A 12,613-nucleotide genomic window follows, 5' to 3' on the forward strand; every position below is an offset into this window, starting at 1 on the left:
TGAGGATGGAGATCAGCGAGGCTGCCGTTCTCGCCAACATCGCCTCCGTCCGTCGTCTCGTCGACCCGGCCACCGTCCTCATGGGCGTGGTCAAGGCGGACGCGTACGGGCATGGTCTGGTGTCGTTCTCCCGGCTGCTCGTCCGGCACGGCGTCGAGCAACTGGCCGTCGCGCACGCAGAGGAGGCGTTCCGGCTCCGGGACGCGGGCATCGACGCTCCCGTCCTCGTCCTCAACCACGCGCCGACCGCCGACCTGCCCGGGCTGCTCCGCGCGGGCATACGGCAGGCGGTGTACGGGGAGGCGCAGGCCCGCGCGGTGAGCCGGGCGGCCCGAGCGCTCGGGTGCCCGGCGCGCATCCACGTCAAGGTCGACACCGGCCTGAGCCGCTTTGGCTTCTCCTCGGGGAACCTGGCCCCCCTGGCCAGGATCGCCGCACTGGACAACGTGGTCGTCGAGGGATTTCACACTCACCTGGCGAGCGCCGAGGAGGATGTGGCCGACCGGCAGCTCTCCCTGTTCGACGACGCGTGCCGCCGCGCGACCGGGCTTCTCGGGTACCGGCCGACGCGACACGCTTTGGCCAGCGCGGCCATCGCCGCGGGACTGCACGGCCGAGCTCCCCTGGAGATGGTCCGCCCCGGCATCCTGCTGTGCGGCCTGCCGCCCTCCTACACCGCCTCGGACGTGCCGGGAGACGCGGGGCGATTTCAGCCGGTGCTGTCGATGACCTCCCGGATCGAGCAGATCCGGAGCGTCGCCGCCGGCACCCGCATCGGCTACGGCGCCGCCCATGTGACGTCAGCGCCCGCCACCATCGCCATCGTGCCCGTCGGGTTCGCCGACGGCCTGCCCCGGGCCCTGGCCGACAGCGGACGGGTCATCGTTGCCCGCCGCTACGCCCCGATCGTCGGCCCGGTCGGCATGGGCCACCTCACCCTCGACGTCACCGGGATCCCCGGCGTCTCAACCGGCGACGAGGTGGTCCTCCTCGGCAGCGACGGCCATCGCCGACTGGGCATCCAAGACTGGGCGGCGGCCGCCGGAACGATCAACACGGACGTCCTCGTACGCCTCGCCTCCGCCGCACCCAGGGTGGTACGGCCACTGTCCGAGGTCATCGAACAGGAATGCTACGTATGAGTTCCCCCACCATCCCCGTACCGCTGGGCACGAAAGCCCAGACCCTGGACCGGCTCCGCTCGCTCGTCACCACCGCCGTGGTGCTCGACCAGATGACCGTGACCTTGGCCGACTGGCGCCGGAACCGCGGGAACTGCCTCCAGCTCATCCGATCCCGCTTCCCCGGGCGGCTCGTCGTGGTCCGCAGCAGTGCCCCGACCGAGGACACCGCCATGGAGTCGGCGGCCGGCGTCTACGACAGCGTCCTGGGCGTGGACACGGACGCCGCCGATGCCCTGGCGGGTGCGCTCGACACCGTGGTGCGCAGCTACGAGAGCAAGCCCGTGAGCCCCGGGTTCGACCTCGGCAGCTTCGAAATCCTGGTTCAGCCGATGCTGCCGGATGTGACGCTCAGCGGGGTCGCCCTGTCCCGCGATCTGCACAAGGAAGGTCCCTACCTGGTCGTCAACTACGACGAGGGCGGGCGGACCGACACGGTGACCGCCGGGACCGGGGACACCCAGCGTGTGGTCCGCGTGCATCACCGTACGCCGAGCTCGGAGCTGAAAGCCCCCCTGGACGCCGTTGTCGCCACCCTGCGTGAGCTGATCACGCTCACCGGACGGGAACACCTCGACATGGAGTTCGCGATCAGCGGCGGCCGGCTGTACGTCTTCCAAGCCCGCCCCTTGGTCCTCCCGGAGAAGGACCGCACCGATGCGGACACCTTCGTGGACACGACCATCAAGCAGGTCAAGCGGGTCATCGAGGACCGCGACCGGCCCCGTGCCGGGCTGTACGGTTCCCGCACGGCCTATAGCGACATGACCGATTGGAACCCCGCCGAAATCATCGGCACCCGGCCGCGACCGCTGGCTGTCTCTCTGTACCGGCGCCTCGTCATGAAGGAGATCTGGCGGGAGGCGCGGGGCCGGCTCGGCTACCACGACCCCTCACCGCACCACCTCATGGTGACCCTGGCGGGCCACCCCTATGTGGACATCCGCAACGACTTCAACTCCTACTTGCCTGCCGACCTGGGCGACGCTCTCTCCCACAAGCTGATCGACTACTACCTCGACCGCTTGCGGCAGTACCCCGAGCTCCACGACAAGGCCGAGTTCGACATCTGCGTGACCTCCCTGGACTTCGACTTTCCGGTCCACGCGGAGCGGCTGGTGGACGCCGCCTTCACGACGGAGGAGATCGCCGAGCTGCGCGAGTGCCTACTCCGGCTGACCACCCGGGTGGTACGGGGTGGCGACGGACAGTTCCAGGAGATGGAGCAGCGGATCCAGCGTCTGGCGGCCCGCAGGTCCTGGCTGCTGTCCCAGGCGGACGTCGAGGACCCGCTGCACCTCGCCGAAGCCCTCCTCGACGACGCCGCCTGCTATGGAACCCTGCCGTTCTCCGTGATCGTCCGCGGCACCTTCATCGCCACCGCGTTCTGGCGATCTCTGCTCAACACCGAGACGATCACAAGGCAGCAGCACGATGACTTCCTCGCCGCGGTCGAGACCGTTTCGACGCACTTCACCGCCGATCTGGAGCGTTGCAGACGGGGCCGGCTGACGCGCGAGGAGTTCCTCGACCGCTACGGTCATCTCAGACCCGGTACATACGACATCACCGTACCGACGTACGCGGACGAACCTGACCGGTACCTGGCCACGCACACCGGCGACCGCACCCGCACGTCGGCGCGGCGTGCCTACTCCCTGCCGGGCGCGGCCAGGGGACGCATCCAGCAAATGCTGGAGGAATTCGGCTTCGATTTCGGCGTGGACGTCCTTCTGGAATTCGTCCGCGAAACACGTGTACTGCGTGAGCTGTACAAATTCGAGTTCACGAAGAACCTGAGCCGGGCCATGGACTTGATCGTCGCCTTCGGGTCACGGCACGGTCTGTCACGGGACGAGTTGTCCTTCCTGTCCGTCGAGGATGTTCTGGCACTCGCGAACAGGGAGATCACCGCAGAGGACGTCGCCCGACTGCGGAGACTCGCCGCGGCCAACCGACAGTCGTACGAGCTGAATGGGCTGGTGCATCTGCCGGACGTCATCACCGGCGAGCGTGACGTGGTGGTGATCGAGAACCAGGTCCGCATCCCGAACTTCGTCACCAGCCACCGGGTGACCGCGCCAGTGGCCTTCGTCGACTGCGTCGCGATGCGGCGGTCCGCTCCCAGCCTGGCCGGACACATCGTATTGGCCGAGAACGCCGACCCCGGTTACGAGTGGCTCTTCTCCCACGATATCGCCGGGCTCGTCACCAGGTACGGCGGAGCGGCCTCCCATATGACCATCAGGTGCGCTGAGTTCGGCATACCGGCGGCGGTCGGCTGCGGGGAGACGATCTTCAACACGCTCGCCCAGGCCGGAACCGTCACCCTCGACTGCGGAGAGAGAAGAGTCTTCGCCCTGGACTGAGCCGGGCGCTGCCGCGCCAGGTGTGCGCCGGACAGGAACGCTTGGCCAAGCGTGTCTGGGGACCGCCTACCCTTGAGACATGACCAGCAGCAGCGACCGGAGCCAGGCAGTGGACGTTCAGGAACCCAGAACCTACGAAGTGCGCACTTACGGGTGCCAGATGAACGTCCACGATTCCGAGCGGCTCTCGGGGTTGCTCGAAGACGCCGGTTACGTGCGCGCCTCCGAAGGTTCGGACGGCGACGCGGACGTGGTCGTCTTCAACACCTGCGCCGTACGGGAAAACGCCGACAACCGGCTGTACGGCAACCTCGGCCGCCTCGCCCCGATGAAGACGAAGCGCCCCGGGATGCAGATCGCCGTCGGTGGCTGTCTCGCGCAGAAGGACCGCGACACCATCGTGAAGAAGGCGCCCTGGGTGGACGTCGTCTTCGGGACGCACAACATCGGCAAGCTTCCGGTCCTCCTGGAGCGCGCCCGCGTACAGGAAGAGGCGCAGGTCGAGATCGCCGAGTCGCTCGAGGCGTTCCCGTCGACGCTGCCGACCCGCCGCGAGAGCGCGTACGCCGCCTGGGTCTCCATCTCGGTGGGCTGCAACAACACCTGCACCTTCTGCATCGTCCCGGCGCTGCGCGGCAAGGAGAAGGACCGCAGGACCGGCGACATCCTGGCCGAGATCGAGGCCCTGGTCGGCGAGGGCGTCTCCGAGATCACGCTGCTCGGGCAGAACGTAAACGCTTACGGCAGCGACATCGGCGACCGCGAGGCCTTCAGCAAGCTGCTGCGGGCCTGTGGCGAGATCGAGGGCCTGGAGCGTGTGCGCTTCACCTCGCCGCACCCCCGCGACTTCACCGACGACGTGATCGCCGCCATGGCCGAGACGCCGAACGTGATGCCGCAGCTGCACATGCCGATGCAGTCCGGTTCGGACACCGTCCTGAAGGCCATGCGCCGCTCCTACCGCCAGGATCGCTACTTGGGGATCATCGAAAAGGTGCGGGCCACCATCCCGCACGCGGCGATCACCACCGACATCATCGTGGGCTTCCCCGGCGAGACCGAGGAGGACTTCGAGCAGACCCTCCACGCGGTCCGCGAAGCCCGCTTCGCGCAGGCCTTCACCTTCCAGTACTCCAAGCGTCCCGGCACCCCGGCGGCCACCATGGAGGGGCAGATCCCCAAGGAGGTCGTCCAGGCGCGCTACGAGCGTCTCGTCGCCCTCCAGGAGGAGATCTCCTGGGACGAGAACAAGAAGCAGGTCGGCCGCACCCTGGAGCTGATGGTCGCCGAGGGCGAGGGCCGCAAGGACGGCGCCACCCACCGCCTCTCCGGTCGCGCCCCCGACAACCGCCTGGTCCACTTCACCAAGCCCGACGAAGAGGTGCGCCCCGGCGACGTCGTCACCGTCGAGATCACCTACGCCGCCCCGCACCACCTGCTCGCCGAGGGCGCCGTCCTGGATGTCCGCCGCACGCGCGCGGGGGACGCCTGGGAGAAGCGCAACGCAGCCGAGGCCGCGAAGCCTGCGGGCGTCATGCTGGGGCTGCCGAAGATCGGAGCTCCGGAGCCGCTGCCGGTGGCCACGGGCAGCGGGTGCGGCTGCGACTGACCGGGCCGAGCGTTGACGACGGGGGACGGGCGAACGGCTCGATGGGCACTGCTGCTGGACAAACCACCCGGTGAGGGGCCGTTGCGCAGGCAGTACGAACTGATGGCGACGGTCGACGGCACGCACGAGGAGGCCGTGACACGGTTCGGTGAGTTCGTACGGCTGTACCGCCCGAAGCACCCGCTCTACCCGGTGCGGATGCGGCGGTACCGCACCGGTGACGGCTGGATGGTCATCGGCGACGGCTCGGCCGGCGGCGTGTTCACGTACCACTTCCTGCTCACCGAGCTGGAGTGGGATTCGGGACAGATCACCTACTGAGCGCGTTACGCTGCCGATCATGCTTGTAGCCGCCGCAGTCTGCCCCTGTCCGCCGCTGCTCGTCCCCCAGGTCGCCGCCGGTGCGGCGCCCGAACTGGATGCCGCGCGCGCGGCATGCACGGACGCCCTGGGCTTGCTCGCCGCCTCCCGCCCCGACCTGCTGGTCGTCGTGGGCCCCGCCGAGCAGAGCGGGCGTGGACCGCACCCACAGGGCACGCGGGGCTCGTTCCGCGGATTCGGTGTCGATCTCGACGTACGCCTCGGGGAAGACAAGCCGGGTCCCGGGGCCGCGGAGCGTTCGGCACGTGAGCTTCCGCCCTCGCTCGCCGTCGCCGCATGGCTGCTGGAACGCACGGGTTGGTCCGACGCTCCCGTCGAAGGTCTCGGGGTGGGGGAACCTCTCGAGGCCGAGCGGTGTATCCACGTCGGAGGGGAAATCGCTGGTCGGGCCGAGCGGGTGGCACTGCTGGTGATGGGCGACGCCAGCGCGTGCCGGACGCTCAAGGCGCCGGGCTATCTGGACGAGCGCGCGGCGGGCTTCGACGCGGAGATCGCTCGTGCGCTGGGCGCGGCGGACGTGGCGGCCCTCGAGGCGCTGGACGCCGAACTGGCCCATGAGCTCAAGGTTTCGGGGCGAGCCCCCTGGCAGGTCCTCGCGGGCGCGGCCGAGGGCGCGGGGCTGGGCGGCGCGCTGCTCTACGACGATGCGCCGTACGGGGTGGGATATCTGGTGGCGGCCTGGTCGTAGCGGGCCTTCTCAAGAAAGTCGCGGCTCTTTGAGCCGTGCGGGTCCGAAGACGGCGAGACGGCCCCAGGCACCGTTCTGGGCCGCTCCGCCCGCATGCGGCCCTGAGCGGATTGGGTCCCGGGCCTGGACACGGTTCGGAGCGGACTCGACCCTCCGGGGCTGCCGGGGACCGGACCTGAGCACGGCGGACGGCCGGGAGCCCTGGATGCTCCGCGGCAGTCCGCCGATGTGTGTCGTTCAGGAGGCCGGAGGCGTTGTCGGCGTGTCCGGCGGAGGCGTGACGCCGTCACTGTCCTTGTGCGCGAGTCGGTCCATGGCGCCCTTCGCCTTGCCCGTGCCCGTCTGGATCTTGTCGCTGTACTTGTGCTTGGTCTTCTCGTCGACCACCTTCGCGGCCTTGTCGAGACCGTGAGTGACCTTGTCGCCGTGTTGCTGCGCGAGGTCCGAGACCTTGTCCTTGGCAGGCGCCAGCTTGGCCTTGAGATTCTCCAGGAGACCCATGGTTCACCTTCCCTCGCGGGGCAGTTACTTGCGGGCGCCTTCGCCGGCCTCGTTGTCGGCGGCCTTCTCGGCGGTCTGCTGCTGAGGGATGTCGACGTCCTCCGTGGTGGCGGCCTCGGCGGTCTCCTCCGCGGTCGCCTCGCCCTCGGTCGGGGACGAACCCTTCGCCTGCTCCGCCACCTCCGCCTCGGTCTCGGCCGTCTGTGCCTCGGCGGTTGACGCCTCCTCCGTAGCCTTCGACCTCCGGAGAAGTCGTGCAAAAACGCCCATATCCACTCCATACGTTACTCGTGAGGGCGAAATCCCGCGTCACCCGGTGCGTCCCATTGCGTCGCCCGGGTCACCGGTCCTGGAAAACCGGCGGCTGGAACCTCGCAACAGGCAACGACGCGGGAAGCGTGCCGTCACGTAACTCGTTCGAGGAGGGGCTGTGGGGTTTGCGAGACTGGGACGGTGAGTAGCGCACCCCCCGCCCCCCGGGTCATCGCAGTCGTCGGACCGACCGCGGCAGGAAAGTCCGATCTGGGCGTTTTCCTCGCCCAACGTCTCGGAGGAGAGGTCGTCAACGCCGACTCCATGCAGTTGTACCGAGGGATGGACATCGGCACCGCCAAGCTGACGCCCGAGGAGCGCGGAGGGATCCCGCATCACCTCCTGGACATCTGGGACGTGACGGTCACGGCCAGCGTCGCCGAGTACCAGCGGCTCGCCCGCGCCCGCATCGACGCGCTGCTCGCCGAGGGCCGCTGGCCGATTCTGGTGGGCGGCTCAGGGCTGTACGTCCGCGGGGCCGTCGACAACCTGGAGTTCCCCGGCACGGACCCCGAGGTACGGGCCCGGCTGGAGGAGGAGCTCACGCTGCGCGGCTCCGGCGCGTTGCACGCGCGTCTGGCGATGGCGGACCCCGAGGCCGCCCACGCGATCCTGCCGAGCAACGGCCGCCGTATCGTCCGCGCCCTCGAAGTCATCGAGATCACCGGCAAGCCCTTCACCGCGAACCTCCCGGGCCACGACTCGGTGTACGACACCCTCCAGATCGGCGTCGACGTGGCGCGTCCCGAACTCGACGAGCGCATCGCGCGCAGGGTCGACCGGATGTGGGCGGCGGGGCTCGTCGACGAGGTGCGCGCCCTTGAGACGCAGGGCTTGCGTGAGGGGCGCACGGCATCACGCGCACTCGGATATCAGCAGGTCCTTGCGGCGCTCGCGGGGGAGTGCACCGAGGAAGAGGCGCGCGCCGAGACCGTACGCGCCACCAAGCGCTTCGCCCGCCGTCAGGATTCGTGGTTCCGGCGCGACCCTCGGGTGCATTGGCTCAGTGGGGCTGCGGCGGACCTCACGGAACTCCCGGAGCTCGCAATGGCGTTGGTCGAACGACCGGTCACAGCCTGATCACGTCATGGCATCGGGACGCTCCGGCCGTCATCCCGGCCTATGGTGGCGTGCCATCATCGAGCTTCGATCGACCAGTGAAGTCCGAGTTGGGAGGGCGCGTGGCGATGGAGGCCGGCCCTCGCGACACTGCACGAGACGCTGAGCACGGTGCCGATCCGGACGGAGATCGTCTGGGCATCGATCCGGGTGACGAGACAGGTCTGGGCGGGGAGCGTCTGAGCTCCGACGGACCCGAGGACACCCCGGGAGGGGTGACCGCCGATGGGCCCGAGCCCGGCGAGATGTCCCCGGGGCCCGAGGTCGAGGTCGAGCTGCGCCCGCAGCGCCGGCTGCGCATCTGGCAGCTGGCGCCCATCGTGACGCTGGCCGCTACCGGCTCGCTGATGTTCGCCTTCCCGTTGGCCTTCGAGTTCGGTGACGGCGGTGCCGTGGTCGCCATGCTCGGCCTGCTGATCTGCTCGTGCGCCGCGGGCTGGGGCATGATGGCCGCCCGCCGGGTCGGCTATACCTGGCCGGGGTTCCCGCAGCGCGGCTCCGGCAGCCGTCCGGACTGGCGCGTGGTGATCGCGTACGTCGTGGTGGTCGCGGCGGTGGCGGTGCTCGCAGTGTGGCGCGTGGCCCGGCTGCGCTGACTCCGAGGCACGGCCCGGCTGTCGTGGCCCCGAGGCAGAGCCCGACTGTGCCGATCCGTCCTCCTGGCCCGATCCGTCCTGGTGGCCGTACTCCGCAGACGCTCCCACGTGGGCCGGAGTGCCCTACTGACCCCGTACGATCGAGGGATGAGCACGCGGATCGCCTTCCTCAAGGGCCACGGGACCGAGAACGACTTCGTGATCATCCCCGACCCCGAGAACGCCATCGACCTGCCCCCGACCGCCGTCGCGGCCCTGTGTGACCGTCGCGCGGGCATCGGTGGTGACGGTCTGCTCCATGTCGTACGGTCCGCCGCGCACCCCGAGGCCAAGGAGATGGCGGCCGAGGCGGAGTGGTTCATGGACTACCGCAACGGCGACGGCTCGATCGCGGAGATGTGCGGCAACGGAGTCCGTGTGTTCGCGCACTACCTTCAGCGTGCCGGTCATGTGGCCGAAGGGGACATCGCGATCGCCACGCGCGGGGGCGTGAAGAACGTGCACCTTGTCAAGGAAGGTGACGTGACGGTCGGTATGGGCAAGGCGCTCCTCCCCGGAGGGGACGTCACCGTGAGTGTCGGCGAGCGCAGCTGGCCCGCGCTCAACGTCAACATGGGCAACCCGCACGCCGTCAGCTTCGTGGACGACCTCGCGCACGCCGGTGACCTGTTCACACCGCCGCCGTTCAGCCCGGCGTCGGCGTACCCGGACGGGGTCAATGTCGAGTTCGTGGTCGATCGGGGTCCGCGTCACGTGGCCCTGCGCGTCCACGAGCGCGGCGCCGGAGAGACCCGCTCGTGCGGCACGGGCGCGTGTGCCGTGGCCGTCGCCGCGGCCCGCCGCGACGGCGCCGACCCTGCCGTGACCGGGGTTCCTGCGACGTACACGGTCGACGTACCCGGCGGGCGCCTGGTGATCACCGAGCACGCGGACGGCGAGATCGAGATGACGGGACCCGCGGTGATTGTCGCCGAGGGCGAGATCGACGCGGAGTGGCTCGACGCCGCGCGCCACTGAGCGTTTCCGGGGCACGGCGCCGCGCACCCCTGGGCGCTCCCGCTTGTCGCGCCGGGCATTCCTGAGCGCTCCCGGTGTGGCGTCGCGCGCTCCTGATCGTTGCCGGTGTGTGGCGTCGCGCGCTCCTGATCGTTGCCGGTGTGTGGCGTCGCGCGCTCCTGATCGTTGCCGGTGTGTGGCGTCGCGCGCTCCTGATCGTTGCCGGTGTGCAGCGCCGCGCACTACTGAGCCTCCGCCAGATTCGGCGCGCACCTTCCGGCCCACGATGCGGCCCGCGCCCGAGCCCCGCGGTTTTGACGCCGCGCACCCCTGAGGTTCTGTGGCGTCGTACCCCGCTTCACCTCCCCCGAGCCAGGTGTGGGCCCTCCCGCCCGTTCCAAAAGTTCGAAACCGTAAACCCCAGAACCTTCGCTCGAATGGGTGATCCGTTTCACGCTCGGCGAGAGGCGGTCAGCCGAGCGTGGTGGGCTCGGTAGCATCAAGCACCGGCCCGGACGGGGGATCGACGCCATCCCCTGAGCCGTGTTCGCCATGGGGCACCCGTCCGCCGGTCTACGCAGCCGGAGGTGCCCATGAGTGCGGAGGCGACGAATCCCGCGACGCCAGGTCCTGCCACGCCCTCCCCCAAACTCTCGGGCTCGCGCGAGCAGGGGGTACCCCCATCGCATCGCAGGAAGGGCCTTCCGCGGATCGATCTGCGCCGTCTGGGCCGGGCCGCGCTGCTCGGCCCCGCGGCACGCGACCGGCTGCCCGACGCGATCGGCCATGTGGTCGAGGCCCACCGCGCCCATCACCCCGACGCGGGCCTGGAGCCACTGCGCCGGGCGTACGTCCTGGCCGAGTCCTCGCACCGCGGCCAGATGCGCAAGAGCGGCGAGCCGTACATCACGCACCCCCTCGCCGTGACCCTGATCCTCGCCGAACTCGGTGCGGAGACCACGACATTGACCGCCTCCCTGCTCCACGACACCGTCGAGGACACGGAAGTGACGCTCGACCAGGTGCGCGAGGAGTTCGGCGACGAGGTCTGCTACCTGGTGGACGGCGTCACCAAGTTGGAGAAGGTCGACTACGGGGCCGCCGCCGAGCCGGAGACGTTCCGCAAGATGCTGGTCGCGACCGGCAACGACGTCCGCGTGATGTCGATCAAACTCGCGGACCGGCTGCACAACATGCGGACCCTCGGCGTCATGCGCCCCGAGAAACAGGCGCGGATCGCCAAGGTGACCCGGGACGTCCTGATCCCGCTCGCCGAACGGCTCGGCGTCCAGGCGCTCAAGACGGAGCTGGAAGACCTCGTCTTCGCGATCCTGCACCCCGAGGAGTACGAGCACACCAGGGAGCTGATCGCCGACAACGCGGCACGCCAGGACGATCCGCTCGCGGAGATCGCCGAGGAGGTGCGCACGGTTCTGCGCGACGCCGGGATCCAGGCCGAAGTCCTCATAAGGCCACGCCACTTCGTCTCCGTGCACCGCGTGTCGCGCAAACGCGGCCCCATGCGCGGGGCCGACTTCGGACGGCTCCTCGTGCTGGTGAACGAGGACGCCGACTGCTACGGAGTCCTCGGCGAACTGCACACCTGTCTCACGCCGGTGGTCTCGGAGTTCAAGGACTTCATCGCGGTCCCCAAGTTCAACCTGTACCAGTCGCTGCACACGGCCGTCGCGCGCGGCGACGGCGAGGTCGCCGAAGTCCTCATCCGCACCCACCAGATGCACAAGGTCGCCGAGGCCGGGGTCATCGCGCTCGGCAATCCCTACGCTCCTCCTTCGGAGGAGCCGGCGGACGGCGACGGGGAGCGCCCCTTCGACGGCGAGCGCGCCGACCCCACCCGTCCCGGCTGGCTCTCCAGGCTCCTCGACTGGCAGGAAGGCGCCCCGGACCCGGACACGTTCTGGTCCACACTGCGCGAAGACCTCGCCCAGGACCGCGAGATCACCGTCTTCCGCGCCGACGGCGGCTCGTTGGGCCTTCCCGAGGGCGCCAGTTGTGTCGACGCGGCGTACGCGCAGTACGGCGAGGACGCCCACGCCTGCATCGGCGCCCGCGTCAACGGCCGCCTGGCGACGCTCAGTACGGTCCTGCGGGACGGTGACACCGTGCAGCTCCTGATGGGTCAGGACCCCGCCTCCGAGCCCTCCAGGGAGTGGCTGGAGCACGCGCACACACCCGCCGCGCGGATCGCCATCCAGCGCTGGATCGCCGCGCATCCCTCGCCCAGCGGCACCCCGGCCCAGGAGGCCCCCGCCGCGACTCCTCGGCGTGCGGTCGACGTGCGCGCCGCACGGCCCGCGGCGAACGCCGTCGTCGACCAGCCCGGCGCGACCGTACGGCTCGCGGGCTGCTGTACGCCCGTACCGCCCGACGAGGTGACCGGCTTCGCCGTGCGCGGGGGAGTGGTGACCGTCCACCGCGTGGAGTGCGCCGGAGTGGCGCGCATGAAGAACGCTGGGCGCGCGGAGGTCGGCGTGCGCTGGGGTGAGACCACCGAGTGCCGCGTCACGCTGGTCGCCGAGTCCTTCGGCCGCCCGCATCTGCTCGCCGACCTCACCGAAGCCATCGCCCTCGAGGGTGTCGCCATCGTCTCGGCGACCGTCGAACCCCCCAGTCAGCAGCGCGTACGCCACACGTACACGCTCCAACTGCCGGACGCGGCACGCCTTCCCGGGCTGATGCGGGCCATGCGCAACGTGCCGGGGGTGTACGACGTGAGCCGGGCGCAGCATCAGGCGGCGGCCGCCCACTAGGCCTCCCTGGGCTTTCCCCCGTCTCCCTGTCGACCCGTTGGCCGCCCTGGCGACCCGTTCGGGTGGGCCCGGCGCGAGTCGTCACCGCTG

11 protein-coding genes are annotated in these 12,613 nt (G+C 70.0%); 9 read left to right on the forward strand and 2 right to left on the reverse strand.

Features of this window, described 5'->3' with window-relative positions; all coding sequences use genetic code 11:
* Positions 1 to 5: 5 nt before the first annotated feature.
* The 5 genes from alr to IEY95_RS24120 all read left to right on the forward strand — a co-directional run bounded on the left by alr (position 6) and on the right by IEY95_RS24120 (position 6,228).
* Positions 6 to 1,142, forward strand: a complete 1,137-nt coding sequence (gene alr, locus IEY95_RS24100; RefSeq protein ID WP_189188200.1) for an alanine racemase — start codon at positions 6 to 8, stop codon at positions 1,140 to 1,142.
* Positions 1,139 to 3,550, forward strand: a complete 2,412-nt coding sequence (locus IEY95_RS24105) for a PEP-utilizing enzyme (protein WP_189188201.1) — start codon at positions 1,139 to 1,141, stop codon at positions 3,548 to 3,550. Before alr ends, IEY95_RS24105 begins: the two co-directional genes overlap by 4 nt.
* A 79-nt stretch (positions 3,551 to 3,629) precedes the next feature.
* A complete protein-coding gene (gene miaB, locus IEY95_RS24110; RefSeq protein WP_189188202.1) occupies positions 3,630 to 5,159 on the forward strand; it encodes a tRNA (N6-isopentenyl adenosine(37)-C2)-methylthiotransferase MiaB in 1,530 nt (509 codons plus the stop codon).
* 81 nt (positions 5,160 to 5,240) lie between these two features.
* The gene (locus IEY95_RS24115) at positions 5,241 to 5,480 is read left to right on the forward strand and encodes a hypothetical protein (protein WP_189188203.1); all 240 of its coding nucleotides are present in this window, start codon (positions 5,241 to 5,243) and stop codon (positions 5,478 to 5,480) included.
* 19 nt (positions 5,481 to 5,499) lie between these two features.
* A complete protein-coding gene (locus IEY95_RS24120; RefSeq protein WP_189188204.1) occupies positions 5,500 to 6,228 on the forward strand; it encodes a class III extradiol dioxygenase subunit B-like domain-containing protein in 729 nt (242 codons plus the stop codon).
* A gap of 237 nt (positions 6,229 to 6,465) precedes the next feature.
* On the opposite strand, the gene IEY95_RS24125 is transcribed toward IEY95_RS24120, so the two are convergent.
* Complete coding sequence (locus IEY95_RS24125) at positions 6,466 to 6,729, reverse strand: antitoxin (RefSeq protein ID WP_189188205.1); 264 nt, start codon at positions 6,727 to 6,729, stop codon at positions 6,466 to 6,468.
* Positions 6,730 to 6,753: 24 nt separating this feature from the next.
* On the reverse strand, positions 6,754 to 6,999 hold the full coding sequence (locus IEY95_RS24130; RefSeq protein ID WP_189188206.1) for a hypothetical protein: 246 nt from the start codon (positions 6,997 to 6,999) through the stop codon (positions 6,754 to 6,756).
* A gap of 183 nt (positions 7,000 to 7,182) precedes the next feature.
* Between IEY95_RS24130 and miaA the strand changes: the two genes are divergently transcribed.
* The 4 genes from miaA to IEY95_RS24150 all read left to right on the forward strand — a co-directional run bounded on the left by miaA (position 7,183) and on the right by IEY95_RS24150 (position 12,523).
* Entirely contained in the window at positions 7,183 to 8,121 is a 939-nt protein-coding gene (gene miaA / locus IEY95_RS24135; RefSeq protein WP_189188207.1) for a tRNA (adenosine(37)-N6)-dimethylallyltransferase MiaA, read from the forward strand.
* A 107-nt stretch (positions 8,122 to 8,228) separates the two neighbouring features.
* On the forward strand, positions 8,229 to 8,756 hold the full coding sequence (locus IEY95_RS24140) for a hypothetical protein (protein ID WP_189188465.1): 528 nt from the start codon (positions 8,229 to 8,231) through the stop codon (positions 8,754 to 8,756).
* A gap of 147 nt (positions 8,757 to 8,903) precedes the next feature.
* Positions 8,904 to 9,773 carry a diaminopimelate epimerase gene (dapF, locus tag IEY95_RS24145; RefSeq protein WP_189188208.1) on the forward strand — a complete coding sequence of 290 codons (870 nt, stop codon included), beginning with the start codon at positions 8,904 to 8,906 and terminating at the stop codon, positions 9,771 to 9,773.
* 572 nt (positions 9,774 to 10,345) lie between these two features.
* Positions 10,346 to 12,523, forward strand: a complete 2,178-nt coding sequence (locus IEY95_RS24150; RefSeq protein WP_189188209.1) for a RelA/SpoT family protein — start codon at positions 10,346 to 10,348, stop codon at positions 12,521 to 12,523.
* Positions 12,524 to 12,613 lie beyond the last annotated feature (90 nt).

The organism is Streptomyces albiflavescens (assembly GCF_014645835.1).
In the GTDB taxonomy this organism is placed as follows: domain Bacteria; phylum Actinomycetota; class Actinomycetes; order Streptomycetales; family Streptomycetaceae; genus Streptomyces; species Streptomyces albiflavescens.

Excerpts from the sequence above, each read along its gene's own strand:
- alr (WP_189188200.1), top strand. The coding sequence starts at position 6 with ATGGAGATCAGCGAGGCTGCCGTTCTCGCCAACATCGCCTCCGTCCGT.
- IEY95_RS24105 (WP_189188201.1), top strand. The coding sequence starts at position 1,139 with ATGAGTTCCCCCACCATCCCCGTACCGCTGGGCACGAAAGCCCAGACC.
- miaB (WP_189188202.1), top strand. The coding sequence starts at position 3,630 with ATGACCAGCAGCAGCGACCGGAGCCAGGCAGTGGACGTTCAGGAACCC.
- IEY95_RS24120 (WP_189188204.1), top strand. The coding sequence starts at position 5,500 with ATGCTTGTAGCCGCCGCAGTCTGCCCCTGTCCGCCGCTGCTCGTCCCC.
- IEY95_RS24125 (WP_189188205.1), bottom strand. The coding sequence starts at position 6,729 with ATGGGTCTCCTGGAGAATCTCAAGGCCAAGCTGGCGCCTGCCAAGGAC.
- IEY95_RS24130 (WP_189188206.1), bottom strand. The coding sequence starts at position 6,999 with ATGGGCGTTTTTGCACGACTTCTCCGGAGGTCGAAGGCTACGGAGGAG.
- IEY95_RS24140 (WP_189188465.1), top strand. The coding sequence starts at position 8,229 with ATGGAGGCCGGCCCTCGCGACACTGCACGAGACGCTGAGCACGGTGCC.
- dapF (WP_189188208.1), top strand. The coding sequence starts at position 8,904 with ATGAGCACGCGGATCGCCTTCCTCAAGGGCCACGGGACCGAGAACGAC.
- IEY95_RS24150 (WP_189188209.1), top strand. The coding sequence starts at position 10,346 with ATGAGTGCGGAGGCGACGAATCCCGCGACGCCAGGTCCTGCCACGCCC.